Origin of the sequence: Sporomusa malonica, from assembly GCF_900176355.1 — a bacterium.
Classification (GTDB): Bacteria; Bacillota; Negativicutes; order Sporomusales; family Sporomusaceae; genus Sporomusa; species Sporomusa malonica.
The window spans coordinates 84,765-110,719 of the sequence record NZ_FWXI01000004.1; the positions used below are offsets into that span (position 1 = coordinate 84,765).

At 47.2% G+C, this 25,955-nt stretch carries 20 protein-coding genes and 1 other annotated feature; of the genes, 11 read left to right on the forward strand and 9 right to left on the reverse strand.

Going from position 1 to position 25,955, the window contains the following annotated elements:
• From B9A22_RS05670 to B9A22_RS05685, 4 genes are all read left to right on the forward strand, one after another.
• Positions 1 to 693 (forward strand): energy transducer TonB, encoded by a 693-nt coding sequence (locus B9A22_RS05670; protein ID WP_084574745.1) that lies wholly within the window; start codon positions 1 to 3, stop codon positions 691 to 693.
• Between the two features lie 96 nt (positions 694 to 789).
• Positions 790 to 3,024: a TonB-dependent receptor gene (locus B9A22_RS05675; RefSeq protein ID WP_084574746.1), complete on the forward strand. Its 2,235-nt coding sequence runs from the start codon at positions 790 to 792 to the stop codon at positions 3,022 to 3,024.
• A gap of 13 nt (positions 3,025 to 3,037) precedes the next feature.
• Complete coding sequence (locus B9A22_RS05680) at positions 3,038 to 3,364, forward strand: hypothetical protein (RefSeq protein ID WP_084574747.1); 327 nt, start codon at positions 3,038 to 3,040, stop codon at positions 3,362 to 3,364.
• A 15-nt stretch (positions 3,365 to 3,379) separates the two neighbouring features.
• Complete coding sequence (locus B9A22_RS05685; RefSeq protein WP_084574748.1) at positions 3,380 to 4,942, forward strand: PepSY-associated TM helix domain-containing protein; 1,563 nt, start codon at positions 3,380 to 3,382, stop codon at positions 4,940 to 4,942.
• A gap of 60 nt (positions 4,943 to 5,002) precedes the next feature.
• Here B9A22_RS05685 and B9A22_RS05690 read toward each other — a convergent pair whose 3' ends face one another.
• The gene (locus tag B9A22_RS05690) at positions 5,003 to 6,313 is read right to left on the reverse strand and encodes an ammonium transporter (RefSeq protein ID WP_084574749.1); all 1,311 of its coding nucleotides are present in this window, start codon (positions 6,311 to 6,313) and stop codon (positions 5,003 to 5,005) included.
• A 389-nt stretch (positions 6,314 to 6,702) separates the two neighbouring features.
• Between B9A22_RS05690 and B9A22_RS05695 the strand changes: the two genes are divergently transcribed.
• A complete protein-coding gene (locus tag B9A22_RS05695; protein WP_084574750.1) occupies positions 6,703 to 8,871 on the forward strand; it encodes a HelD family protein in 2,169 nt (722 codons plus the stop codon).
• Here B9A22_RS05695 and B9A22_RS05700 read toward each other — a convergent pair.
• The 4 genes from B9A22_RS05700 to B9A22_RS05715 all read right to left on the reverse strand — a co-directional run bounded on the left by B9A22_RS05700 (position 8,864) and on the right by B9A22_RS05715 (position 14,441).
• A complete protein-coding gene (locus B9A22_RS05700) occupies positions 8,864 to 9,604 on the reverse strand; it encodes an HD domain-containing protein (protein WP_084574751.1) in 741 nt (246 codons plus the stop codon). The genes B9A22_RS05695 and B9A22_RS05700 overlap by 8 nt on opposite strands.
• 197 nt (positions 9,605 to 9,801) lie before the next feature.
• Entirely contained in the window at positions 9,802 to 11,172 is a 1,371-nt protein-coding gene (locus B9A22_RS05705; RefSeq protein WP_084574752.1) for a sodium-dependent transporter, read from the reverse strand.
• 162 nt (positions 11,173 to 11,334) lie between these two features.
• A complete protein-coding gene (locus B9A22_RS05710) occupies positions 11,335 to 12,906 on the reverse strand; it encodes a response regulator (protein ID WP_084574753.1) in 1,572 nt (523 codons plus the stop codon).
• The gene (locus B9A22_RS05715) at positions 12,906 to 14,441 is read right to left on the reverse strand and encodes a sensor histidine kinase (protein WP_084574754.1); all 1,536 of its coding nucleotides are present in this window, start codon (positions 14,439 to 14,441) and stop codon (positions 12,906 to 12,908) included. The genes B9A22_RS05710 and B9A22_RS05715 overlap by 1 nt, the downstream gene beginning before the upstream one ends.
• 205 nt (positions 14,442 to 14,646) lie before the next feature.
• Here B9A22_RS05715 and B9A22_RS05720 point away from each other — a divergent pair, with 205 nt between their 5' ends.
• The 5 genes from B9A22_RS05720 to B9A22_RS05740 all read left to right on the forward strand — a co-directional run bounded on the left by B9A22_RS05720 (position 14,647) and on the right by B9A22_RS05740 (position 19,104).
• Positions 14,647 to 15,402: an ABC transporter permease gene (locus B9A22_RS05720; RefSeq protein WP_084574755.1), complete on the forward strand. Its 756-nt coding sequence runs from the start codon at positions 14,647 to 14,649 to the stop codon at positions 15,400 to 15,402.
• Positions 15,399 to 16,121 (forward strand): ABC transporter ATP-binding protein, encoded by a 723-nt coding sequence (locus tag B9A22_RS05725; protein ID WP_084574756.1) that lies wholly within the window; start codon positions 15,399 to 15,401, stop codon positions 16,119 to 16,121. The genes B9A22_RS05720 and B9A22_RS05725 overlap by 4 nt, the downstream gene beginning before the upstream one ends.
• 43 nt (positions 16,122 to 16,164) lie before the next feature.
• Complete coding sequence (locus B9A22_RS05730) at positions 16,165 to 17,136, forward strand: ABC transporter substrate-binding protein (protein ID WP_084574757.1); 972 nt, start codon at positions 16,165 to 16,167, stop codon at positions 17,134 to 17,136.
• Between the two features lie 65 nt (positions 17,137 to 17,201).
• Positions 17,202 to 17,411: a binding site (T-box leader), on the forward strand.
• A 50-nt stretch (positions 17,412 to 17,461) separates the two neighbouring features.
• Positions 17,462 to 17,941, forward strand: coding sequence for an Lrp/AsnC family transcriptional regulator (locus B9A22_RS05735; RefSeq protein ID WP_084574758.1), 480 nt, complete (start codon positions 17,462 to 17,464; stop codon positions 17,939 to 17,941).
• Positions 17,938 to 19,104, forward strand: a complete 1,167-nt coding sequence (locus tag B9A22_RS05740; protein WP_084574759.1) for an aminotransferase class I/II-fold pyridoxal phosphate-dependent enzyme — start codon at positions 17,938 to 17,940, stop codon at positions 19,102 to 19,104. Before B9A22_RS05735 ends, B9A22_RS05740 begins: the two co-directional genes overlap by 4 nt.
• 150 nt (positions 19,105 to 19,254) lie before the next feature.
• On the opposite strand, the gene B9A22_RS25280 is transcribed toward B9A22_RS05740, so the two are convergent.
• From B9A22_RS25280 to B9A22_RS05755, 4 genes are read right to left on the reverse strand one after another with little or no spacing between them, the layout of a single operon-like run.
• Complete coding sequence (locus B9A22_RS25280) at positions 19,255 to 19,431, reverse strand: hypothetical protein (RefSeq protein WP_176215411.1); 177 nt, start codon at positions 19,429 to 19,431, stop codon at positions 19,255 to 19,257.
• A 9-nt stretch (positions 19,432 to 19,440) separates the two neighbouring features.
• Complete coding sequence (locus B9A22_RS05745; RefSeq protein WP_084574760.1) at positions 19,441 to 20,682, reverse strand: Ger(x)C family spore germination protein; 1,242 nt, start codon at positions 20,680 to 20,682, stop codon at positions 19,441 to 19,443.
• Positions 20,667 to 21,767 (reverse strand): GerAB/ArcD/ProY family transporter, encoded by a 1,101-nt coding sequence (locus B9A22_RS05750; protein ID WP_084574761.1) that lies wholly within the window; start codon positions 21,765 to 21,767, stop codon positions 20,667 to 20,669. Before B9A22_RS05750 ends, B9A22_RS05745 begins: the two co-directional genes overlap by 16 nt.
• Positions 21,764 to 23,650 carry a spore germination protein gene (locus B9A22_RS05755; protein WP_084574762.1) on the reverse strand — a complete coding sequence of 629 codons (1,887 nt, stop codon included), beginning with the start codon at positions 23,648 to 23,650 and terminating at the stop codon, positions 21,764 to 21,766. Before B9A22_RS05755 ends, B9A22_RS05750 begins: the two co-directional genes overlap by 4 nt.
• Before the next feature lie 221 nt (positions 23,651 to 23,871).
• Here B9A22_RS05755 and B9A22_RS05760 point away from each other — a divergent pair, with 221 nt between their 5' ends.
• The gene (locus B9A22_RS05760) at positions 23,872 to 25,938 is read left to right on the forward strand and encodes an HD domain-containing phosphohydrolase (protein WP_084574763.1); all 2,067 of its coding nucleotides are present in this window, start codon (positions 23,872 to 23,874) and stop codon (positions 25,936 to 25,938) included.
• Positions 25,939 to 25,955: the final 17 nt, after the last annotated feature.

The window sequence follows — 25,955 nt, forward strand, 5'->3', positions numbered from 1 at the left end:
ATGACCTATGCCTATCACTGGCGTAAAGCCATGGCAATATCTCTCTGTCTGCATGTGTTCCTCGTAATAGCGGCAGGTCATCTAATAGCTGGCTTAGCATCCCCCTTACCGGTGCCCACAGAAGTACTGCTTGAGATGGACCTGGTAAGTGATCCGGCCGAACATAGCGGAAACAGTACGGCTGTGGCAGAACCACCCCCACCGCTAGATGCGCCCAAACCGGCTCCGACTGAAATATCGCCAATCCTACCGCCCCAGCCAGAAACTCCGGTTACCGAACCTGAGCCGGTGGTCACGACCAACGAGTTGACTATGACTAAGGCCGAAACTCAGGCTGCCACCCCAACACCAAACCAGTCGGCCAGTTCTGGCATTCCGCCTGCGGTTCCGACAGCAGGCGGCAGTACCCGCAGTGCTATCTCCGCACCAGGCATCCTGGCCAAAGTCGATCCAGTCTATCCTGCGGCGGCCCGGCAAGCCGGTCTGGAAGGAACAGTGGTACTGAGAATCGAGATTCTGACCAACGGTCGGCCTGGCGAAATTGCCGTGGCCCGTTCGACCGGCCATTCAGTACTGGATGACGCGGCGATTACAGCTGTGGGAAAATGGCGGTTTGTGCCAGCAAAAGACCGCACTAGCGGCCGGACGGTGGCTTGCACTACCACCTTGCCTGTGTCCTTCCGCCTGCATTGACCAGCACAAGCGATGATTCTTATTTAACTTCTTGGTAATTTAATCAACATATACTGTTACCATATCTGACAGTCATGTATAAAGGAGTCGAACAGTATGAAAAAAAATATATCCCTGACCAGAAAAAGCCTGCTTTACGCTCTGATTGGCAGCAGTCTGCTCTGGAATATTCCGACAGTTTCCTATGCGGAGGATACACCTGAAGCAGTTCCCGCCAAGGAGCAGGCCGCCACAGAACAGACTGCTGCCAGTGAGCCAAATTCTGCCCGGCGCGAATTTACCTTAGAAGGAGTCGAGGTAACTGCAGACCGCAACAAATCCCTTTCCCCGGCCTATGCTGGGGGACAGGTGGCCCGTGGCGGCAGCCTTGGTATACTGGGCAATAAGGATTTTATGGATACACCATTTAATCTTACCCGTTATACTGCGCAGACTATTGAAGACCGGCAGGCAAGCACACTGCACGATGTGTTGTTAAATGATCCTTCTGTCCGCTTTACCACTTCCAGCGGGCATATGCAAGAAAATTTCAGTATCCGCGGTCTCTCGCTGCTTGCTGAAGATGTTAATTTTAACGGCATGTCAGGTTTAGCGCCGCGCAGTCATACGCCTGTGGAATTTCTGGAAGGAGTGGAAGTGTTTAAGGGCCCTGCTTCTTTCCTAAATGGCGGTGTGAATCTGTCTGTTGGCGGAACGATTAATCTTGTGCCTAAACGGGCAGGGGAAGAAGACATCACCACCTTTACCACCGACTATACTTCCTCATCGCAATTAGGCGGACATATTGATATTGGACGCCGCTTTGGTAAAAATAAAGAATTTGGCGTTCGATTTAATGGCGTTTATAAAGACGGTGATACCGAAACCGACGGGCAGTCAAAGAAAAGACTGTTAGGCGCTTTGGGACTGGACTACCGCCAGGATAAATGGCGCGTTTCGCTGGATGCTTATGGATCACAGGAAAATTATGACAATGGTTCAACGGTTATGTATGACTTATCCAAAGGCGTTATTGATGCCCCTGATGGGTCTACCAATTTAGTCAAAGGCACTTATGGAAACTCGCGGAATAATGGCCTCCTGTTTAAAAGCGAATACGACCTTAACAACAAACTGACTGCTTACGCGGGGATTGGTAAACTTACAAGCAACACGACAGGTTTTCTATCAGGCAATCATGCCCGCAATATCCAGGCTGATGGCACTGCTGAAATTTACCAGCATAACCAATACTGGTGGACTGAGGCCGTCTCGTCTGAGGTGGGATTGCGCGGTAAATATCAAACCGGTTCAATCAACCATCAAATTGTTTTAGGGTCAAGCTTGGTGAATTCTGAGTCTGGCAATGGCATAAATTCCAGTCCAACTTCAAATATCACCAATATTTATCATCCAACTATTTTTGCTATAACGATGCCGTCACCAGCCAAACCAAAGAAAAACAGTGAAAAAGAGTTTTCCAGTCTTTTTATCGCCGATACGCTATCCTGGAATGAGGAAAAAGTTCAGTTAACCTTAGGTATGCGCCATCAAAAAGTGAATACGAAAGGTTTTAATGTGAGCACAGGTGCTGTAACATCAGAGTATGATTCAAACGCGAACACACCGGTAGTTGGCCTTGTTGTTAAACCATGGGGCAATTCGGTTGCGCTTTATTCTAACTATATTGAAGGACTTAGCCCTGGCGAAGTAGTCGGAGCAGGTGCGCAAAATGCCGGTGAGGTATTAGCACCGTATAAAACCAAGCAAAAGGAAGTTGGCGTTAAATGGGACAGCGGTGATTTTGCCAACACCCTGTCGCTTTATCAAATTACGAATCCCTCTAAAATTAATATTTATTCAACCAGTTCTCTATACAAAGTGGCCTATGACGGCGAACAGGAAAACCGCGGCATTGAATGGAGTACCTTCGGCAAAATAGCGGAAAACGTACGGCTTTTGGGTGGCATTTCTTATATGCAGGGCGAGTTAGTCCGGACTGCCAATGGCACAACTGATGGAAATACACCGTCCGGCTTACCCAAATGGCAGATGAATATCGGCGTAGAATGGGATACTCCCTGGAACCCTGATTTAACTCTTTCTCTCCGGGCAATACATACCAGCTCCCAATACATCAATAATACAAATACGCTTAGCATACCTAGCTGGATCCGCTATGATCTTGGCGCAAGTTATAAAACAACTATCGATAAAACTCCGGTCACTTTCCGCGCCAGCGTAGAAAATGTATTTAACAAAAACTACTGGGCAGGATCTTTTAACAGTAGTGGCTATGTGACTTTAGGCACTCCCCGTACTGTTAAACTATCGGCAACAATGCAGCTATAAGAAGGTATCAGGCATGAATACGACTATACTTGATTCTATCTGCTGGCTGAAGGAGCTTGCCTCCAATACTAATAAAACAGTACAGACAATATTGCGCATTCTTGCCGCCGTTTTCGGCGGCTATGTGCTGACCGCCAGCGCTCTGGCAGCTTTGGCATTACTGCTGCCCTGGCCCAAGCCCGATGTGTTGTTTTTCAGCGCACTGTTTCCCGCCCTCATTTATCCGGCAGTGCTGCTGTGGATCTTCGCTGCCCCTACCGCCCAACGTGCCTGGCGGGATTTGGCTGCCGCCACACTGTTTTGCGGTGTCTTGGCCCTAACTGCAGCCTGGGCGAGCTAAAGGAGAAAAACCATAATGACGAAATCAAAAATAACCCAAACGTTTACTCAGTCGATGAGTGAGCTGCATACCTGGGCCGGACTAGTTTTTGGCTGGCTGTTGTTCGCCATCTTTTTGACTGGTACACTATCAGTATTTGAACCTGAATTGACACATTGGATGCAGCCCAGCCTGAGGAGCAACCAGGTCCAGCCTATCCAAGCGCTGTCCTCAGCTGAACTGAAGTTGCGTCAACTTGCGCCCCAGGCCGATACCTGGACAATTGCCCTACCACAAAACCGCAAACCCGATCTGGAGATTGGCTGGAAAAAAGGCAAAGCAACGCTGGAACGACATCTTGATCCTCAGACCGGGGCTGTTCTTAAAGTACGCGACACCGAAGGTGGGCATTTCTTTGCCCACTTTCATTTTGAATTACATAGCGGCAAGGCTGGCTTATGGCTGGTCAGCTTAGCCTCAGTGGTAATGCTGGCAGCACTAGTGTCCGGCATTGCTATTCGCACACAGGTCATTAAAGATTTTTTCCTCCTGCGCTGGCGACGAACCTGGCTTAACGTCCATACCATGACCGGAGTGTTTACCCTGCCTTTTGTCCTTTTGATTACCTATACCGGCCTAACGATAACCTTCTTTATGCTGCTGCCGGTCGTACCCCAGGTACTGTACGGCAGCTCCTGGAACGGCCCTTATGCTGTTGCCGCCAAGAACTTTGACCGCCCCCGCGCCAATCTGCCGGGAGAATTGGTACCACTGACCCAGCTCTTGCCGCTGGCTGAAAAAGAACTGGGAGAAGGCAGTATTTCATTTATCCGGGTAAATAATCCCGGTGACCGGCAGTCGGTCGTCACCTTTTTCCGGAAAATTGATGATAGCATTGTCGCCATCAGCTCCCGGGCCACTTTTGATGGCGTTACCGGTGAATTGCTTGGCAGTCAGACAACCTGGAACAAATATGTTCAGATCTACCGGTCACTGGTTGGTTTACATATAGCCAGATTTGGCGGTTATCCCCTATCCTGGCTATATTTCGGGGCTGGACTAGTCAGTTGTGTTATGATTGCCACCGGATTGGTATTCTTCACGGTCAAACGCCGTAACCGTTATAGCCGAAGCACCGAGTTAACCCAATATATGTATCGTGCCATAGAAGCGCTAAATATTACGGCTGTTGCCGGCATTACCATTGCCTGCGCCGCGTATTTGTGGGCCAATCGGTTACTGCCGCTAGGATTTAATGACAGGGCCTCTGCCGAAATAACGTTTTTTTTCATTGCCTGGCTTCTTACGTTGTTTCATGCGTTTTACCGTTCGCCACTACAAGCCTGGAGCGAGCAGCTTCGTATTGCTGCAGGTCTTTGTATTGGCTTGCCGGTGATTAATGCACTAACAACTGATGTTGGCTTACCAGCAGCCATTGCCCGCAATGACTGGATGACTGCTGGTGTCGATCTGACCTCTGCCCTACTGGGAATATTATTGGCTATTACAGCCTGGCGTGTTACCGCAAAGCAATCTAATCAGCAACATCCATTTAAAAAGACTCTTGGCTGGATTAACCCCGAGCAGAGCTCCAGATAAAATGAAAAGCCCCCTATCGTAGCATAAAAGCAGCTACGATAGGGGGCTTTAGCTAACGTCTCACTCGGCAAGCCGGTGCTTGGCCACTGGTAATGTCCCAATACTGGGCACAGGACTAATGGCTGCGAGCGGGTTGCACTCAAGGTCATTATATGCTGTGATACCATGTTCACTCATATCCAAGCCTTCAATCTCCTCTTCCACTGAGACCCGTATACCGATAGTCGCTTTTAAGAAAGCAAACAAGGCATACGTGGCCGCAAAGCCCCACACTGATACAGCAACTACACCAAGAGTTTGAACTCCCAGTAGACCAAAACCACCGCCATAGAGCAAGCCGCCATTTTCGGCAAATACCCCGACAGCAATGGTGCCGAACGTGCCACATACCCCGTGCACGGCAATTGCACCAACAGGGTCATCGGCCCTGAGACGGTCAAAAAACGGTACGGCAAATACTACTAACATACCCGCAATCCCGCCCATAACAATGGCACTGATCGGCTCCACAAAAGCACAGCCAGCCGTAATTGCGACAAGTCCACCTAATGCACCATTGATCGCCATACTGGGATCGGCTTTGCCCCATTTAACTGCTGTATAGATTGCAGCGATTGTGCCACCGGCAGCAGCTGACAGGTTTGTGTTTACTGCAATGCGGGCAATGTTCATATCAAGCCCGGACAACGTACTGCCGGGATTGAAACCAAACCAGCCAAACCACAGTAAGAAAGCCCCCAACGCCGCCAACGGCAAATTGTGCCCAGGCAGTACATGTATTGAGCCGTCTTTACCAAACTTACCTGTTCTTGGTCCTAGCACCAGTACCGCAGCCAGAGAAGCCCAGCCGCCTAAGGAATGTACCACCGCTGAGCCGGCGAAGTCCAGCATCCCAAGCTTGTACAGCCAGCCGCCGCTGCTCCAAACCCAATGTCCCGCAATCGGATAAATGGCTGCCGTAGCTACCAGCGAAAACACTAAGTATGGCATAAACTTCATCCGCTCAGCCACAGCACCTGACACAATGGTCGCCATAGCGATAGCAAATGCTGCCTGAAACAGCCAATACGCGTATACAGGTATTTTTAATCCTAAATACTCCATATCCCCTTTTAAGAAAAAACCGGACCAGCCAATAATACCGGCCTTGTCAATGCCATACATTAAGGCAAAACCAAGGGCAAAGTACCCCAAAATACCAACAGTACAGTCCATAAGAACTTTCATAATAATGTTTAATGCGTTTTTACTACGGACAAAGCCGGCCTCAAGGGCCGCAAAGCCGCCCTCCATCAGAAACACCAGCGCTGCGCATAAGAGGACCCAAACTGTGTCGATACCAGTTGCTAATGAATGAATTGATAATTCCATTACGCCACCCCTTCTCGGTAAAAATAAAAAGCCAGCAGCACCAATGGGTCAAACCCCTGGTGTCGCTGGCTTCTTCGCCATATTTTAGTATGAAATTATATTATATTATAGCATGTCATCCTGAATATACAATACTATTTCAAAGGTAATTTTCTTTTTGTACTACAGTAATGTTCTTTATGATTATATGTATCTATTCAGTATACATTTTTAAGGATTACTAACCTGTATGCACTCAGTCAGGCAAATAATTGCATCAAACTCTTATAGTACTCCCACTCGCCAATACTTAGCAAGAATTACAACATAGCTTGCCAACCATAATAACATAGTCCTATAATATTCTAGCAGACTTGCAGATAATGTTAAGATAACGTGAGGTAAAATATATGAGCAACCATCCTGATTTTCCTGCTGAACAGCAGCATTTGGCCGATACTATAGAAGCCATGAAACAGATTATTAAAGATTTAGAGAATGATATGGACGACCGTGTACACAGAATTAACCAGTCACTGTCTAAAAAGGACGAGGTGAGTGCCTATGTTCACTCGCTAATGAAAAGCGACCATGCCATAAAGGCGTCCGATATTGCTAAAGCACTGGATAACCCCTATTTTGGCCGGGTGGACTTTCGCGAAGACGGTGCCGAAGAATTCGATCAATATTATATTGGCCGGACAAAAGTAGCTAAACTTGATATTGAAAGTGTCAAGGATATCTTGGTTTTTGACTGGCGTGACCCTGTCTCAACCATTTTCTATGAAGCCCAGGACGGGCGTGCCAGCTACGAGGTACTTGACCGCTACACCTACACTGGAGATGTCAAGCTCAAGCGACAATACAAGATTGAGGATGGACAGCTTATCTCCATGTCTGAAGACAATATTTTGAGCAAACTTATGTCCCGCCAGCAAGAATCGCTCATTGCTGACCCGTTTCTTCTGGAGCGCCTGTTAAAGGGTGCTGGCGATCGTTTGAAGGATATCGTCACTTCCATTCGCTCAGAGCAAAATCAGATTATCCGTGAACCGTTAAACCAAGTCACCATCATCCAAGGGGTGGCCGGATCAGGTAAAAGCACCATCGGGCTGCACCGCCTATCTTACCTCCTATACAACGAAAAACTCAACCCGGCAAAGCTGGTTATTGTTGCGCCCAATAAGATCTTTCTCGACTATATCTCTGACCTGTTGCCTGAAATTGACGCCCAAGATGTTAAGCAAACGACTTTCCCCGACCTGGCTGCTGCCATTATGCAAATTGAACCTGACATCAGTCAGGCAATCGCCGATTCTGAGCCGCTCGCCACGGTAGCCAGGTGGAAAGGCACGCCGGAGTTTATAAAGGTCATGGAAATCTTCTTAGACAAGCGCCTGGAGAAATTCTGCCTAAAACTAAAAGAAATCAGCCTGTTTGAGGGCCAACTTATCATCAACCGGGAGCAACAGCTGGAAAAAGTAGTAGAAGGCGCCAGTGTTCCCTATAATGAGCGGCTGCGGTCACTGCAAAAATACATCAGATTCCGGGTAAGAAACTTTGTCGAGGTTTATGAAGCAAGAGTTAAACGGGGTGAAGCGCGGGCTGATGAAAAAACGGCAGCCCGTTATGCTGCCGAAGGTGATAAATTTATTGAACAGCATTTTGCCAAATGGCCGTTCCTTGGACTGCTGGACGGTTATGCTGAGCTCATCCAAGACAAACAGTCCTGGCGCAAAGTCAAACCCTACGGCGTAGATGTCGAGCTGCTTTCAGCCCATACACAGACAACCCTTGCGGCTGGTCTTGTCGAGCGGGACGACTTAGCGCCGCTATGCTATCTCAAGCTGCTCTTAGACGGCCTTACCCATGTCGAAAAATTTGACCACATTGCGGTTGACGAAGGGCAGGACATCAACCTCTTAGAATACATTGTCCTCTCCCGCCTGTCCCGCAACACGTCCTTCACCATTATGGGCGACATGTCGCAGGCCATCCATACCGACCGGGGACTTACCAGCTGGCAGGCGTTACTCAAAGATGTATTTGACGAAGCCAAATGCCGTTACTATGAAGTCAACTTTAGCTACCGCTCAGCCAAAGAGATTGTCGACCTGTTCAACAAGGTTATCCCCTCCGGCCGGTCTAAAGCCATCCCGGTCTACGAGATTGGCCGCAAGCCTGTCATTGAGCAGGCGCCCTCAGCCATGACAGCACTAACCCGTACCATAGAAACGATTGAAGAATTTCAAAAACTAGGCTGCAAATCGATCGGCATACTGACCAAACTCGAAGCCGACAGCCAGAAACTTTATGAAGGCCTGCAGTCAGCAGCCCCCCACCTCACTAACCTCAATGTCATCACCGCCAGCGCATTAAGCTATCACGGGGGCATTACCGTTGCCCCCATCATCCTCGCTAAAGGGCTGGAGTTTGACGGCGTCATTATCTGGAATGCCTCAGACAAGAAATTCACCAGCGATTTTTATGATGCCAAGCTGCTCTACGTCGCCTTGTCCCGGGCCATGTATTATCTGCATATCCTGCACCAGGGGCGGCTTACACCGCTGCTTAAATGATGGCGGTACCTGCCAGCCTTTTGGCAATATACGCTTTCAGGGTTGCCTTAATCACACTGCAGTCCTCATTATCCGGCAACGCGGCCAACTGGCGTTCCAGATAGCCTTCGTCTACCAGTTGCTTTAGCGTCCAGTCAAAGTAGATGTCATAAAACCAACTCAGCCTGATCAGCCGCTTGTCAGCCAGTGTCTTAACATCAATGTAGGCTAACACGCCGCCTTGTTTTAGCTGTCCAATCAGTTTGGGAGAATAGTCATGATCAGCCTGTATCGGCGGCAGAACCCGGAAGATATCCAGTTTGTCGGCATCGCGGATGATTTTTGCGAAAAGCTCTGTTTCCGGGCAGGCAGGCGGAATAAGCATCTTATTATGATTGATAATGGCAAAACCAATCATGGCCTGCTCAGCTGCAGTAAATTCCTGCAGGATGCTGTTTTGGGTAAGTTCGGCTGCGCCTGCGTCACCATGATCAAAGGAGTCGGCATCAACAAAAGTACGGTACTCAGTAACTTGGCGGAACCGCGAGATGTCGTGGAGCAGGCCGATAACCTCAGCAATTGACTTTTGCCTGGCATCCAGCGCTAAATAACCGGCAAGACTTACCGAACTGGCCGCTACCCTTTTGCTGTGCCCTTCTTTGAGCAACACTCTGTCCATGATAAATTTATCTTCCGTATAATATGCCTGGACATAGCCTTGAAACCACTCGTATAGATATTGAAGATTAACCAATCTAGTCGCCTCCTATTAATAGGGGACGGTTCTTGACTTGCTATTAAGTCAGAAACCGTCCCCGTTGTGCATCCAGCGGTATTTATCCGATGACCAAGTCGCTCTAAAACTCCACAGGAATTAAGAGCGACTAAGTCCCTGGATTAGGTCGACTAAACTTCAGCCGGGTTGAAACCCAGCTGAAGCTAAGTCTCTCTTTACAATTTTACCACACCAATGGAGTTTAGGAAAACCAGGAATAGCAGCGCAGGCGTGATATAGCGGACAATAAAGTAAAACAGATCAAACAGCCCTGCCGCAATTGCACCGCCATTGGTTACTTCCTCGCGCAGTTCGGATTTTTTAACAATATAACCAACAAATAGAGCTACTAGTAGACCACCTACCGGCATTAAGATGTTTGAAGAGATATAATCAAAGAGGTCAAAAAATCCTTTGTCAAATAACGTATATTTACCCAGCAGAGCCGAACTGTCAGCAGACAAAGCGGCTAATGCGCCAAACGCCAAAATAACGACTGCATTAATAGCTACCGCCTTTTTCCGTCCATAACCCTTTTCCTCAACAAAATAGGCGACAGGCACCTCTACCAGCGATAACATTGCCGTAGTAGCGGCAATGGACGCCAAAAAGAAGAAGGCTACTAATAGGACACTGCCTAGCGGCATTTGCGAAAAAACGAGTGGAATTGTCATAAATAGAAGACCAGGACCAGCTCCTGGCTCCATACCGAACGAAAACACTGCTGGAAAGATAGCCAAACCTGCCAGCATCGAGACCAAGGTGTCTGAGAAAGCGACTTTAACGGCTGTACCAAACAAATTGTTATCGTGAGTAAAATAGCTGCTATAAGTTACCATTGTGCCCATCCCCAGCGACAGCTTAAAAAACGAAAGGCCCAGCGCCGTCAGAATGACAGGTGGCGTAATCTTGCTAAAATCAACATTGAATAAAAAGTCGATTCCCGCCCCTGCGCCAGGCAGCGTCAAAGCCCGGATGTCACAGAGCACAATGAGTATAAAGAATAGCGGCATAAGGGTTTTTGTAATACGTTCAATGCCCTGCTTAACCCCCATAATAAGAATTGAGGAAACAGTAGCCATAACAATAACTTGCCAAATAATCGGACTTAGCGGCCCCACAACAACACTGCCGAACTGAGCCTTGGCAGCCGCGGCGGTAATCCCGGCAAAGTCTCCTGCGACGGCTTTAAACAGATACAAATAGACCCAGCCGGCAACACAGCTGTAAAAGAACATGATTAAATAAACGCCAAACACAGCCATAACACCAGTATAACGCCAAGCGCTGTGCGGCTTGAGCTTTTCAAAAGCCCCAACAGCATTTCTTCGAGTGCTTCGCCCCAGGTAAAACTCACTTAGCATTACCGGCAGACCGACAAGCACAATACAAATAAAATAGACCAACAGAAACGCCCCGCCGCCAAATTGCCCAGTAAGATAGGGAAACTTCCAGATATTTCCCAGACCGACAGCACTGCCTAATGTGGCAAAAAACACTGCCAACCCAGATGAAAAACCCTCCCGCTTTTGCTGCGAATCAGCCATAAATAGTTCTCCTCCCAGTAAACATTACTACACATTGTAGTTTACCGCCAAACAAAACTATGTGTCAATGCAAAAAACGAGATTGCCACGCTAACGCTCGAATGACAACCTGAGAGTAACCCTCAAGTCATGCGAGTGCAGCGTGGCAATCCCATTCCCGTATTACATATCCTTAAAAGTATCCCTAATATGCAAAAATTCTTCAAGGTTTTCCATGAATATATCAACAAGCTTAGGGTCAAAATGTATCCCCTTTTCACTGGCGAAGTATTCGAGGATTTTGTCTAGCGGCCAGGCTGCTTTGTAGACCCGATTACTGCCTAACGCATCAAACACGTCAGCAATAGCCGTTATTCTACCGTAAATATGGATATCCTCGCCTTTAAGGCCGTCAGGATAGCCTGTGCCATCATATTTCTCATGATGCTGCAAGGCAATAATAGCAGCAGCCTTCATAATCTTGCGGTTGGAGCTCCGTAGTATTTCATAGCCTAATACACCATGTGCCTTGATCACCTCAAACTCCTCTGGTGCCAGTTTACCAGGCTTGTTGAGGATGGTATCGGTAATACCCAGTTTGCCGACATCATGCATAGGTGATGCCAGTTTGATCAGCTCGGCCTCATCTTCCGGCAAGCCATATTTCAAAGCAAGGAGTTTAGAATACTCAGCAACCCGCCGCACATGATTTCCGGTCTCTTTAGAACGAGCCTCAGAAAACTCTCCTAATGTAAAAATAATTTCTTTCTGCGTATCCTCAATTTCTTGGGCGAGGAAGCTGTTATCAAAAGTAGCCGCCACAGTCATGCCAAAGATGTTAATCAGGTTTTTTTCCCAGTCTGTTAAACTGTTTAATCCTTCCAAATAAATAAAGGTCTCATGCTGATTTTTGCCATGAAAGTATTGAATAAAGCAATGGTCAAAATGGATGCCTTTTTTGCTCTGACGCGCTTTATCAATGATTTCCTCAAGATCGCCTGCAGCCATTTGCCTAGCCGGACACCCCACCATACCACAGTATTTCTCAGTGCCGTCCAGTATATAAAATTCACCATTCGCTTCTTTGACTGCCACCAGACCGGAAATAGTTTCCGCATTATGGTGGGGGTTTATACTTAAGATAGACAGCAGTTGGGTGAGGATACAAGATGCCAAGCGCTTTAAGGACTGAGCCTCAAGTAACGCCGCCGCAGATTCCAACGTTTTTTCCAAGCCCTTCTTGTTATTATCCAGGCTGACAATATCACGATAGGATCTGAGTGATGCAATCATGGTAGTTGTTAATTTCCGGGCCGTAAGCTCGGTCTTTTCCTTATAATCGTTAATATCATAATCGCGAATAACCGTTTCCTCTGGCGCTTCCTGCGGTTGACCTGTTCTTAAAATAATCCGTACCAAGCGGTTATTCAGTACTTCCCGGATAAATCTGGCCACCTTCAGACCGGCTTTATCCCCGTCCATTACAACATCTAACAACATTACAGCCACATCAGGGTTACGCCGCACCAATTCTATGGCTTCGTCTGGCGAATACGCGCTGAAAAATCGTAATGGTTTTCCCTCAAACGTAAAATCCTTTAAGATGTGCTTGGTAACCTGGTGAATACTCCGATCATCATCCACAATCATTACTTTCCATGTATTGCTGCCGCCTGCCTCATGTTCAGGGGAAAATACCAGCAGGCTGTCATCATTGTCTGCACCAAAAATCAGTTTATCTGTTTCATTATTCATTAACTCAACTCTCCTATTGGAAGCCTTATTGTAAAAATAACACCCTTGCCTTCAGTACTATGGCACACAATCGTTCCGCCACACTTTGCCGTGATTATCTCTTTTACAATACTAAGCCCGAGTCCAGTACTGCCGTGCTCGCGATTAGTCGTAAAATGTGGCTCGAAGATATGCGCAAGCGTATCCTCATTCATACCTTTACCGTCATCTGAATACTCAAATACCACCATATTATCTTCTTTAAATATATTCAAAACAATGCTCCCCTGTTCGCCCTGGTCATAGCCATGGAATAGTGAGTTCAGTACCAGGTTGGCAATGACCTGGGAGAGGAGATTAGGAAAACCGCTGATTCTTAGGTCGGCACCACAATTCAACTGAATTTGATGCCCAGCCTGTGTGAGCCTGGGCTTTAATGCCAGCAGCACCTGTTTAACCTGCGCTTTTATGCTAAAAGTCTGTCTCTGCTGTGCCTGCTGCCCAGCTGCTGACTTGCGGAAATCTTTAACTATTTCGGCAGCACTCTGAAGGTTGGCAAGTATAATATCGGCTGATTCACTGTATAAGTTAAGATGTCTTTCCAGATCTGACTTCTTTATTGCACCTTCTTTAAATAACAGGGCTAAGTCTTCCACTTCTTGACTAAGATAGGACGCAGTCATAATACCTGTCCCCAGCGGCGAATTTATCTCATGCGCAAAACAAGTAATTTTGTCTTCAGTGACGATTGCCTGTTCGGACTGATAATTACTACCTGTCACTGCCTGTTTCAGCTGCTCTGAAGGCAAAGCCTGCTCAGCCTGACCATTCGAAGACTTATGGCCGCGCAGCTCTACAGGACAACCTGTACTGCTTACACTTCGCCAAGTCCTTGCCAATATTTTTCGGTTGCTCAAAATCTCTGCTAATAATTGCAGCCGCAGCATCAGCAAAAAAGTTAAAATGATTATGCCAAGCCCCCAGTGCGGGGTATAGTGTACAGGCCAAGCAATACCCACCTCTTTAGCAAGCAGTGAGGCGTCTATAGAAACGGCTAGCAGGCTTAATCCTACAGCAATTATCCTTGCAGAGAGATTCCCTTGTATCGCCTTTTTAACAACAACGCCAAAGACAAAGAGGCCAGTAATGGCTGTTATACTGCCGAAAACATTGACAGCCGTTGCAGCAGTTACTATATTGGCCGCCACCCCGACTAGTGCCGCTACTACATAAACAATATGCAGCCTTGACATGCGAGCCAGCCATTTATGGCTGCCCTGGCTTAAACTCTGGTCAATCAAGCTATACAGCGCTGCTGGCAAAAGATATGTAAAAACCAGGGTGATATAGTCCCAAAAAAGTGTTGCCTCAACAAAAACACTCTTGATTCCCATTTGGGCGAATAAACTGGTACCAGCACATAAGGCCAGCCAGCTGATAGAAAAAAATACACTGCTATTTTGTTTGCTAATAAGGAAACTAGCAAGCGGCGTAGCCACAGCAATAGCGAAAAAAAACAAAACCAACAGGGCTCCTTCGATGTCGCCACGCCCCACCTACGCCACCTCCTTTCTGACTTACCTAAAACCAATACTGATTGATCCAAATGAATTTTATTCTAGTAGAATTCTGTGGAATCCTGCTGTCTGCCAAATAAATATCAGAAGAGTGGTTTGTAGATTGTTCTGCTCCTTTTGCAGGAATATCTATGCAGGAATGTCGAATTTATCCAATATCCCCGAAAAGGAGCTATATGTACTCATGAACCTCATCAAAGGCCTCCTCATTCCTGCTAGCGTTATGCTGCTTTGGCTGATAGTATCTAAGCTCAAGCTTGTCAGTTTCTACATTATTCCGCCGCCTGAGCAGGTATTTGCTACAGCGCTCACACTGCTGGATAAAGGCACACTCTTTCAGCACCTCTCCATCAGTTTTTACCGGGTGATTTCCGGATTTACTTTTTCTTTCCTATTGGCTTTTCCACTTGCCGTTCTGCTGGGCATGAACCGGAAGTTTGAGCCTTACATCAATCCACCGGTCGAATTTATCCGGCATATTCCGCCCTTGGCCTGCATCCCTATGCTTATTCTCTGGTTTGGCATTGGCGAAGCCTCAAAGCTTGCTGTCATTATCCTTGCCTCGTTCTTCCCGGTATTCTTAAATACCTTAAATGGTATTCGCCAGTGTGACAAAAAACTGCTTGAAGTAGGTGACGCTTTTGGCTTGAGCGCCAGCGACAAATTTCTCAAAATCATTTTGCCTGCCACTTTACCTTTCATTATTATTGGCATGCGCCTAGGGCTTGGGTACAGCTGGCGGGCACTGATTGGCGCCGAACTTGTCGCAGCATCAGCTGGTATCGGCTATATGATTCTTGACGCCGAGCAAATCTCACGCTCAGACATCGTTATTATTGGCATCTTTACCATTGGTACCATCGGTTATATTATTGATTATCTGTTTTTGAAACTAACCCACTATGGCATGCCCTGGGCAAAAGGGATGGCAGACTTATGATGGCTTTAACGCTTAGCGGCGTAGGTAAAACCTATATCATTGAAAATAAGCAGGTACCGGCAGTATCTGATATCAGCCTGACTGTAGAAACAGGCCGGTTTGTCACCATAGTTGGGCGCAGTGGCTGCGGCAAAACAACCCTGCTTAGGCTTATCGCAGGCCTGGAGCCAAAAAGCTGCGGTACAATGGGTTTTAACCCGCCAAATGCCAAAATCGGACTGGTATTTCAAGAACCGCGGCTCATGCCCTGGCTTACGGTAGAGAATAATATGGCCTTTGCTCTGCTGCAAGAGCAGGACCATGATCAGGTACAGCAGACAGTGCAGCATTATTTGAAAATGCTTCATCTGGAAGACTTCAGAAAAGCATATCCTGCCCAAATCTCCGGAGGTATGGCTCAGCGGACAGCACTTGGCCGCGCCCTCTGCTACAATCCTGACATCATCTTGATGGACGAGCCCCTCGGTGCTTTGGACGCATTTACCAGAGCCAGCCTCCAAAAAGAGCTGGTCAACATTTTTCTACTTGCCAAGAAGACAATTCTGTTTGTTACCCATGATGTTGACGAGGCTGTCCTCTTGGGCCAGCAGGTTATTGTCATGGAGGGAGGACGTATTCTCCGGGATTTTTCAGTACCGCTTACCTATCCCCGTGATACAGCTTCCAAAGAGTTTTATGAAATCAGAACCCAAGTACTACAGGCAATAATGGACAGATGATCTGTCTTTGATCTGTTAAATAGCCTAAAAAAGGGGTGTTACAATGAAAAAACTAACTTCAATACTGCTGATAACCGTCTTTATCATGACAATTACCGGCTGCGGCACCAGCCAACCGAGCCAGCCGGTGGTTAAAAAGCTGGATACTGTAAATATCTCCTATGTCAAACTGCCGCTCAATGTGCCCTCCATTGTCGAGAAAAAACTTGAGCTTTTCGAAAAAGAATTTGCTAAAGACAATACTAAGGTTGCCTTTCCTGAAATAACCGAAGGGCCTAAGATGACAGCTGCGTTAGCGTCAGGTTCACTGAACTTTTGCAATGCTCTGGGTGGTACCTCAGCCATTTTGGCAGCAGCCAATGGGCTTGATATTAAAATCATTGGGATGTATAGCCGAGCCCCCAAAGCCTTTGTCATCATGGCCAAAAATCCGGCCATCAAAACAGTGGCTGACCTCAACGGCCGAACAGTGGCCGGTCCTAAAGGCACCATACTCCACCAACTTCTCCTGGCTTCGCTCAAACAGCAGGGTCTGGCTGGTGATGCTGTCAAGTTTGTCAACATGGGCATTCCCCAAGGTGTTACAGCCATGATGTCTGGCGATGCCGATGCAGCTCTTGTTGCCGGACCGGCTGTACCCAAAGCCATAGAAGCCGGCGGCCGGGTGATTGCCACTGGCGAGGGCCTCTTGGACGCTACCATTGTCATCGCCGTAGAGGGTAAGTTTCTGCAAGAAAACCAGGACACTGTTAAGCGTTATATGAAGGTTCACCAGCAAAGCTTAGCCTATATGAAAGACCATCCAGAAGAGGTATACCGTATTGCTGCCGCCGAGACAGGTATCTCAGTAGAAGATGTCCAAAAAATGTATGGCTGGTATGATTTTAATCCTGCCATCACCGACAGTGATATCAAAGATTTGGAAAAAACACAGGAATTTCTAGTGCAAAACGGCTTATTGACACAAAAGGTAGAGATAAAAAAGCTAATCAAGGATATGAGCAAAGAAATCTAGAAAAACTGATTCGTATGACTTGCCTTGGGCTCTCTTTTGTGTTACTATGTTTACAAATTAACATGAGTATTGTGATGACAGGGACAGTACCAACGCTATCTTACCCCCAGAGAGCCGGCTAGGGTGAAAACCGGCGGAAGATGGTTTGGGAAAGCCACCCTTGAGCTGTAGGCTGAAATCAAGTAAGCTTTTACCGTTACCTGGCGTTAACAGGCAAAGTGAGCCTTTATGGCTAAGCTAGGTGGTACCGCGGGAATTATAATCTCGTCCTTTTTAAGGACGGGATTTTTTATTTTTCATTACAAACTTAGGGAGGATATTACTTATGAAAGAGCTGTTGGAACTATTAGAGAAAGATTGTACTCAACCCATTGAATACCTCGCTGCTATGCTCAAAACCTCCAAGGAAGAGGTTGCCTCTCAGATCAAACGCCTTGAGGATGAAAAGGTTATTGTTAAATACCAGCCGATTATTAACTGGGAAGAAGCTGGCGAAGACCGAGTAACGGCCATGATTGATGTTAGAATCACGCCCCAGCGCGAAGTTGGTTTTGATGCTATTGCTGAGCGCATTTGCCGCTTTCCTGAGGTTGTCAGCCTGTATCTCATGTCAGGCGCTTATGATTTAAGCGTCATGGTGGAAGGCCAAACCCTCAAAGAAGTATCACAGTTTGTTTCTACCAAACTGTCAACCATTGACGGCGTAATCAGCACAACCACCCATTTCATGTTAAAACGGTATAAATATGCCGGTGTCATCATTAATGACCGCGAGGAAGACCACCGGCTGGTGGTGTCGCCATGACTTGGGCTGACCGCATATCCCCTACTGTTAAAGCTGTCCCCCCCTCAGGCATCAGACGCTTCTTCGACATTGCCGCTGAAATGAAAGGCGTCATCTCGCTTGGTGTTGGTGAGCCTGACTTTATTACCCCTTGGCATATCCGGGAAAGCTGTGTTCACGGTCTGCACAAAGGCTACACCGCCTACACCTCAAATTATGGTCTCTTAGAACTCAGAGAAGAAATTGCCCGGACGATTGCGAGCAACTATAACGTAATCTATGACCCACGCACAGAAGCCTTAGTCACTGTTGGTGTCAGTGAAGCACTTGACCTAGCCATACGCGCCCTTTTAAGCCCTGGAGACGAGGTGCTTATTCCTGAGCCCTGTTATGTATCATACAAGGCCTGCGTGATGCTGGCAGGCGGTACGCCTGTGCCTGTGCCAACAGCCATTGAGCATGAGTTCCGCGTCACAGTGGAGCAATTGGAAAAGCTGGTAAGTCCCCGCACCAAGGCACTCTTAATCGGCTATCCCAATAACCCGACAGGTGCTATTATGCCGAAAAAAGAACTGGAGTCTATTGCTCAGTTTGCCAAGAAACATGACCTTATTGTAATCTCTGACGAGATTTATGCTGACTTAACTTACCATGGCACCCATACCTGTTTTGCCAGTTTGCCTGATATGCGTGACCGCACCATCCTGTTAAACGGTTTTTCCAAAGCCTATGCCATGACCGGCTGGCGTATCGGCTATGCACTGTCCAATCCTGACTTTATTGCTGCCATGAATAAAATCCACCAGTATACCATGCTTTGTGCTCCCATTACCGCCCAATTGGGTGCGCTTGAGGCACTCCGGCATGGCAAAGATAAGATGGAAAAGATGGTGGCCGAATATAACTGCCGCCGCCAGCTGATGCTCGAGGGTATGCGCAGTATGGGCTTAACCTGCTTTGAACCCAAAGGTGCTTTTTATATCTTCCCGTCAATTAAAAAAACCGGCCTGACCTCCATGCAGTTTGCAGAAGAACTGCTGAAAGCCGAAAAGGTGGCAGTCGTCCCTGGCGATGCCTTTGGTGAAAGTGGCGAAGGCTTTATCCGCTGCTCTTACGCCTCTTCCATCAGCAATCTTTCAGAGGCCCTGAATCGCATCAGGCGGTTTGTTAAACAAAGACAATAGCTGGATTAAAGAAAACACGGCTTGCGCCGAGCCTCTGGCGAAAGCGGAAGTCGATGTTGCCCTTATCCAGGCGGAAAGTTATACTTTCTAACAGGGCAAAAAGCGAGATTGCTTCACTACCGAAGCAATCTCGCTTTTTCTTTTAAAATCTTATTTTACTCCAAATACATTGTACAACGATAAAGCAATCCCGCCGACAGCCAAAACGATAACACCTGCAGCCCCAGTTTTGTTTTTATTGGCGTTTAGCCACCGGCCGTAGGTATATGCGTGGATTGCTGCTATGAATGTAAACATAGCTAATATATACTCCATCATCGGCATCACCTTTTATCTTTATTGTTTGGGCACTGACCGCCACATTAAGCCGGTACGCCGGAGTTTACACTCAACCTCGACAGTGATCTCTGCCTGCGGAAACTTGTCCGTCCAGGCATACGCCACCCACTCTGGCATCGTTTGAAATTTATTGCGGAAACGGTAACCGAATCCGACAATATCTGCGCCCTCCTCCTGAGTGCGTGCCACTAAATCAGTCATTTCCTGCTTTATTATCTGGGCGATCTGTTCTTCCAGCAGCTCTTTATACTCAGCTTTCTCATAATTGATTCCACTGGGTATACTGGTAATCTCACCCTCCAGATGCACAGTAACCTGTGCAACAGGTCTACCATCAACAATTTGTGTCTTATAATCCGGTTTTTCACCCTGCCGGATGTTGATATTAATCCCATGCTTGGGGGCTAGCGGGTCTTCAACTGTTACATAGCTCCGATTATATTTTCCAGTCAGCATGGCCAACAAGCGTGTCTCACCAGTTGTCAACATCCCCACCATTTTATCGCCCCTGAACATGGCCGCCCCTAAAAATTCAACCGGATTACTGCCTGCGCGCGGCAAATCACCGGCATAATACTCTTCCGTCTTTTCACCTGGCGTTTTTGACCTTGCGACTAGATTTTCCATGGTTTGCGGGTTAACAGCTACCATGGTTGTATAACCAGCCCCCTCTGGCTCTTTCAGTCTCTGGTAGAACTCATGCAGTGTCGTATTCAAAAAGTAACTTGTCTCTGAACTTGATTCCATCATTGATTCATAATAACGGGATGCAGTGCCTGGAATACCCGGCTTGTTCTTTTTAAAGAAATCCCGGGCTTGTCCTTTTGCCACAACAATATAATTAGAACCGCGGAACTCTCTGAACCTTGTCAGCGGGCCTATGACATCCCCAATTCCCTGCCGGGCCAGCTCTTCTCCTATCACCAACACTTTTACGTGAGTCAGGGTAGGGATAAAAAACGTCAGTGAGTTAAGCAGATTTCTTGCTTCTGCCAAAGAAGGCACGGTGAACGTCACTTCTGTGGATATTTTGGATTTGTCGCCCCCACCACCCTCACCGCCAACGGTTACCGGGATAGCCCCAACATAAGTAACGTCGATCATACCTTTCTTTGCTGACTTATCCACACCAATAGCCACAGTATACCCTTGATCATCCGGTTCTCGCGCCCCATTGCAGCCCCCGCATATCAAGACACTGATTAACAACAGAAAAATTACAGTTAAGCGACGATACACTTTTGCACCCCTTTTCGCTTAAACCAAAATGCCAGAAATAACACCGCCGGAACAACATATACGCCAGCACTACTGATATAAAGATACATCTTATCATAACCAAGTGCTGTCACTATGTCTGGCGGCAGCATGGCTATATTAGCGGCCATGGCGGCTACAAGCGGGATGATTGGCTGGACAGACGGCAGATTAAGTATTCGGGCAATCAGATAAATTGCGGTATATAGACTTATTGCAATCGCCAGGATGCTGATAATGACCCATAGGGATATAAGCAGAGCCTCAATGCGTTGCAGATAACGATTCAAATATACAAGCCGCGACATCTCGAAAAACGGGAGAATTTTTTCTTGCCCTACATATACGCCAAAAGCCATTAGATATCCCTGGACATAGACGAATTTCATCACTGCTCCGCCGCCTAAACCAAAAACCAGAGCTTGCGCGGCCGTCCTTGCGTTCTGAAATTCGCGGGCATATACTGCCACGACCGCTGCACTAACATTAAGCCCTGCTATGAGTAAGCCGTGATAAACAGCAAGCGTCAGCCCATTCCCCTGCCAAGGAGCGAGCTGAGATATGTTATAAAATGGGATAAGTAAAAAAATAATTAACAACATGGCTGTGACTAAAAAAGGCAGCACAATATACGATACCCTGCCTACAACCTCAATGCCAAAATAGATGAAGACTGCCACCCAAAACGCATACCAGATGGTCACTACCGAAAACTCGGCATAGGGTAACGCAGTCAGCAGGGTGTTTTCAGCAAACTCCCTCAATAATAATACCGCATTGGTCAAAAATATCGCGATATATAGCAGCGCCACCAGCCAGGCCGCCATATTGCCCAACAGCCGCCGTGTTCCCCCGATCAAATCTCCCCCTGTCCGACCTAGTACATAGAGGAGCAAGCTCATCATTAGCAAGGTGGCGCCACTACTGATAGCGGTGGTAAGCCAGGCAATCTGGGCATCCTCCATCAATGCATTGGCTAACGAGGACAAAAATACCCGGGGAATTGTTACGGCAAATACAAGCCCAATCCCAGCTGCAACCCCCATGTTCCCCCCCTGATAGCTCATTTAGATTCTCCTCCACTGTTTTTTTTCATTCGCCACACGCGGCTGATGCCTGGTTGCTGCCGGCGTTTTTTCGGATTGAGGGCATCAGGCCGCAGTTCCTGGCGATAAACCGGTCCTCTGATTATGACGTCCAGACCACCAGCACTCCTTGGCGCCACCGGGCTGATATAAGGCATGCCATAGGATTTCATATTGCATAAAATTGCCGACAAAATCAATATCCCGGTGGCTATGCCGACAATCCCCATGACTGCCGAAAACAGCATAAGCACCAAGCTGCATAAACGAACGGCAGCCCCCAGCCTGAAGTCCGGAATTGTATAAGAAGCAACCCCAGTGGCAGCAACAACAATGACCATGATCGGACTTACAATTTTTGCCGATACGGCAGCCTGCCCGAGAATTATCCCGCCGACAATACCAATAGTTGGTCCCAGGAAACCAGGAATCCGCAGGCCGCCTTCCCGAATAAGCTCAAACGCCACCCCCAGTATCAGCATTTCGATGATTGTCGGAAACGGCACCTGTTGGCGGGCAGATATTATTGACAATAACATCTCTGTCGGGATGGCTTCCTGGTGAAACGTACTAATCGCCAAGAAAAGTGCCGGAAGAAATAAGGTTAAAGTCACCCCCGTCCACCGGATCAGGCGTATCAGACTGGTATAAGGATTTAGTAAAGAAAAGTCTTCCGACGAATGCAGCAGCGAGAACAAAGATACCGGTGCAACCAAGGCAAACGGGCTGCTGTCCAGAAATATGGCTACCCGCCCTTCGTTAAGACCGGCAGCTACCCTGTCAGGCCGTTCAGTATTTAGTGAAGTTGGAAACGGCAGGTTGGGATGATCGGCAATAAACTGCTCTAAGATACCTATATCAGTAACATAATCAGTCTCAACCCCGTTGATCCGTCTTTTAATCTCACTCACCAGGCTAGGGCTGGCCACCGACTCCAGATACATGATCACACAAGCTGTTTTACTCTTTATTCCCACAGATAGTTTTTCTGTAACCAAATCACTGCAGTTGAACAGCGACCTGACTAAAGCAGTATTTACCCCCAGAACTTCGCCAAACCCTGTTTGCGAACCGCGGATTGTCTGTTCAAATACCGGCCGCCCCACACTACGATGCTCCCACCCTTTAACCTCAATAAGAATTGCAGCCGATTCACCTTCAATGAAAAGTGCCACATCTCCGGTATTTACCGCATCTTGCACATCGGCAAAACTTGCTGCCGCTTTGGTTTTACTACTAGGTAAATATTGAGTTATCAGACTGTTAAGCACTTGGCTGTCCTTCAGCCCAGCCCCTGAACGGCAAAAAAGCATGAGTGGCTTCAATATCAGGTTATTCACCGTCTTACTATCACACAGACCGTCCATATAGATGAGCATTGATTGCATTGGTGGTTCAACAGTTATAACAAACTTATGAATAACAAGGTCGGTATTATAAGGCAGCCGATATATTCTTCCTATTGTCTTTTCGTTTTCCTCCAGACTGGCACTGACTGGCAGTTTGGCCGGATCGCCTTCAGCCCCATTATAAGCAAGCAGCAACGGATTAGCTTCCGACTGCTGTTTCTCCAGCGACAGGCATAGCCTTTGCAATACCGGGACAGCTTGCTCCACCTGAGCTGACTTTATTGTCCGGATAGTCTTTTCCATGGCTCCCGTTAAGCGGCGGGCGTAACTGATAAGCTTCGTAAGCTCTGCCAGAGATTCGCTAACCCCGGCCTCCTGCAAGGGAGAACCTGGGACATTATCGTTCTCTGTCTCTTTCAAAACAAACCTAGTTGGCTGTTTTGGCGGCTGGTACACAACCACCCGCTTAGCTAAGTTGTATATCTTTGTAATAAAATTATTAGATGCATTATTCATGGCAGCAATTCTCCGGTAATACTATTTAATGTATTATTTGCCATACGTACCAAAAATATCAAAATCCATTCCTGATTGAGACATAGCTGAAAAATGCCTTAGAAAAGATTGCTTACCAGCTTTAAGTCAATTTTTCAGTTAATTGGCATAACAATTTTAAAGGATTAATTATATATATTGTCGAAATATGTAAAATGATTATAATTTAAGGTGGTTTTACCTTGAACGTCATCAGTAAAGCTACTACTACCAGCCGTACCCGTTTACTTGAACAAAAGGTCCTTCGGAAACTGCGTGCTGAAAATGCGTTACTAAAAAAGGAAAATGAGTTGCAGCGCAGAGTCTCCAAGCTTTCCGAGCAGAAATTATCTACCGCTTTTCGCCACACCGCCGACATGATTGGCATTACCCGCATGTCTGACGGCACTTTTCTTGATGTAAATGACGCTTTTACCAAATTCACCGGCTATACGCGTGAGGAAGCGATTGGCAAGACTGTGAAAGAACTCCGACTTTGGGTAAACCCTGCTGCCAGAGTCGACTTCATCAACATCCTTAAGACTAACCGAGAGATATATTGTTATGAAGCTCTTGCCCGTATCAAATCCGGGGAGTTGCGAATGGAATCCCTGTCAGCTGAGGTTATCAGCATTGATGGCGAGGAATGTATCGTAACAGTATGGCGTGATATAACAGAACAGAAAAAAACTGAAGCAAAATTGCGGCTGCAGAACGCCTATTTGTCGTCACTGCATGAAACCACCTTGGCATTAATTAACCGCCTTGACATTACTGAGCTGCTTGAAATAATCGTGCAGAAAGCCTGTGCTCTGGCAAAGACAGCTAATGCTTATATCAGCCTGCTCAATCCTGCCACCGGCCTTCCTGAAATCACAATTGGCTCTGGCATATATGAGACACAAGTCGGCAGAACCTTTCAGCCTAACGAAGGTATCTCTGGAACTGTTTGGTACTCTGGCCACCCTCTGCTTGTAACTAATTATCAAGAGTGGCCAAACCGCTCCAATAGTTTTATCGCTGACAGGATAACGTCAGCCTTAGGTATTCCACTGCTGTCATCGTCAGGCGTTGTTGGCGTAATCGGCATGACAACTATTGATGAGGATAAACACCTTGGTATTGTTGAGAAAGAACTACTAAGCCGTTTTGCTGAATTAGCCTCAATCGCTCTAGACAATGCAAAACTATATACAGCCTCACAAAAGGAGATTGCTGAGCGAATACGCATTGAAGATGAACTCAGGTTTATCAGTACCCATGATTATGTCACAGGCCTGTACAACCGGGCCAAGTTTGAAGAAGAGTTAAAACTATGGGAAACAGCCGGTGCTGCCTACTGCCTGCTTGTCTGCGATGTTGATGGCCTTAAGCTTATCAATGACAGCCTGGGCCATCATGTTGGTGATGCTGTACTGCTGGCCGCCGCCCAGGTGCTTAAGGCGGCGTCGCCCGAGGGTAGTCTGGTTGCCAGGGTTGGGGGCGATGAATTTGCTATTGCCGCCCGACGCACTGGCGCCAATTGTGCTGAGGACATTTGTTTAAAAATCCAAGCTGCTGTCGCTACCTTCAACCAAGCCAATCCACAGCATCTGCTGAGCATTTCTACTGGCTATGCGATAAAACAATCCCCCACCGACACCATTGCATCTCTATTAAAAAGTGCCGATGATGCGATGTACCGGGAAAAACTACATCACGGCTATAGCGTGCGCAGTTCGATTGTACAGGGTTTGTTAAAAGCGCTTGAAGCAAGAGATTATATTACAGAAGGCCATGCCGACAGAATGCAGGATATTGCATCAGAATTAGGTACCGCTATTGGCATGACTGACCGCGAAGTCGCTCAGCTTCGTCTCATCGCCCAGTTTCATGATATTGGCAAGGTTGGCATTCCTGACCGCATCCTGTTTAAAAAAGGCCGGCTCACACCGCAGGAATTTACTGACATGAAGCGCCACTGCGAAATTGGTCACCGGATTGCCTTATCGGTCCCAGAATTGTCCCATATTGCCGAATACATCCTCTCCCACCATGAATGGTGGGATGGAAACGGCTATCCCCGCGGGCTTAAAGGCACGGAAATCCCCCTAGAATGCCGGATTATCGCCATAGCTGATTCCTATGACGCTATGACCAACAATCGACCCTACCGCAAAGCGCTTACCTATGAAGAAGCTAAAGCCGAGATTAAAAACTTTAGTGGCAAACAGTTCGACCCCCACCTGGTAGAGGTATTTATCAAATCTATCAGCAACTGTTCCGGTTAGAAAGATAATAGCCTGAC

Bases quoted from the DNA above. Each gene is read 5' to 3' on its own strand.
- B9A22_RS05725 (WP_084574756.1), top strand. From the start codon at position 15,399: ATGATGGCTTTAACGCTTAGCGGCGTAGGTAAAACCTATATCATTGAA.
- B9A22_RS05690 (WP_084574749.1), bottom strand. From the start codon at position 6,313: ATGGAATTATCAATTCATTCATTAGCAACTGGTATCGACACAGTTTGG.
- B9A22_RS05705 (WP_084574752.1), bottom strand. From the start codon at position 11,172: ATGGCTGATTCGCAGCAAAAGCGGGAGGGTTTTTCATCTGGGTTGGCA.
- B9A22_RS05675 (WP_084574746.1), top strand. From the start codon at position 790: ATGAAAAAAAATATATCCCTGACCAGAAAAAGCCTGCTTTACGCTCTG.
- B9A22_RS05670 (WP_084574745.1), top strand. From the start codon at position 1: ATGACCTATGCCTATCACTGGCGTAAAGCCATGGCAATATCTCTCTGT.
- B9A22_RS05710 (WP_084574753.1), bottom strand. From the start codon at position 12,906: ATGAATAATGAAACAGATAAACTGATTTTTGGTGCAGACAATGATGAC.
- B9A22_RS05755 (WP_084574762.1), bottom strand. From the start codon at position 23,650: ATGAATAATGCATCTAATAATTTTATTACAAAGATATACAACTTAGCT.
- B9A22_RS05730 (WP_084574757.1), top strand. From the start codon at position 16,165: ATGAAAAAACTAACTTCAATACTGCTGATAACCGTCTTTATCATGACA.
- B9A22_RS05740 (WP_084574759.1), top strand. From the start codon at position 17,938: ATGACTTGGGCTGACCGCATATCCCCTACTGTTAAAGCTGTCCCCCCC.
- B9A22_RS05685 (WP_084574748.1), top strand. From the start codon at position 3,380: ATGACGAAATCAAAAATAACCCAAACGTTTACTCAGTCGATGAGTGAG.
- B9A22_RS05720 (WP_084574755.1), top strand. From the start codon at position 14,647: ATGAACCTCATCAAAGGCCTCCTCATTCCTGCTAGCGTTATGCTGCTT.
- B9A22_RS05750 (WP_084574761.1), bottom strand. From the start codon at position 21,767: ATGAGCTATCAGGGGGGGAACATGGGGGTTGCAGCTGGGATTGGGCTT.
- B9A22_RS05680 (WP_084574747.1), top strand. From the start codon at position 3,038: ATGAATACGACTATACTTGATTCTATCTGCTGGCTGAAGGAGCTTGCC.
- B9A22_RS05695 (WP_084574750.1), top strand. From the start codon at position 6,703: ATGAGCAACCATCCTGATTTTCCTGCTGAACAGCAGCATTTGGCCGAT.
- B9A22_RS05735 (WP_084574758.1), top strand. From the start codon at position 17,462: ATGAAAGAGCTGTTGGAACTATTAGAGAAAGATTGTACTCAACCCATT.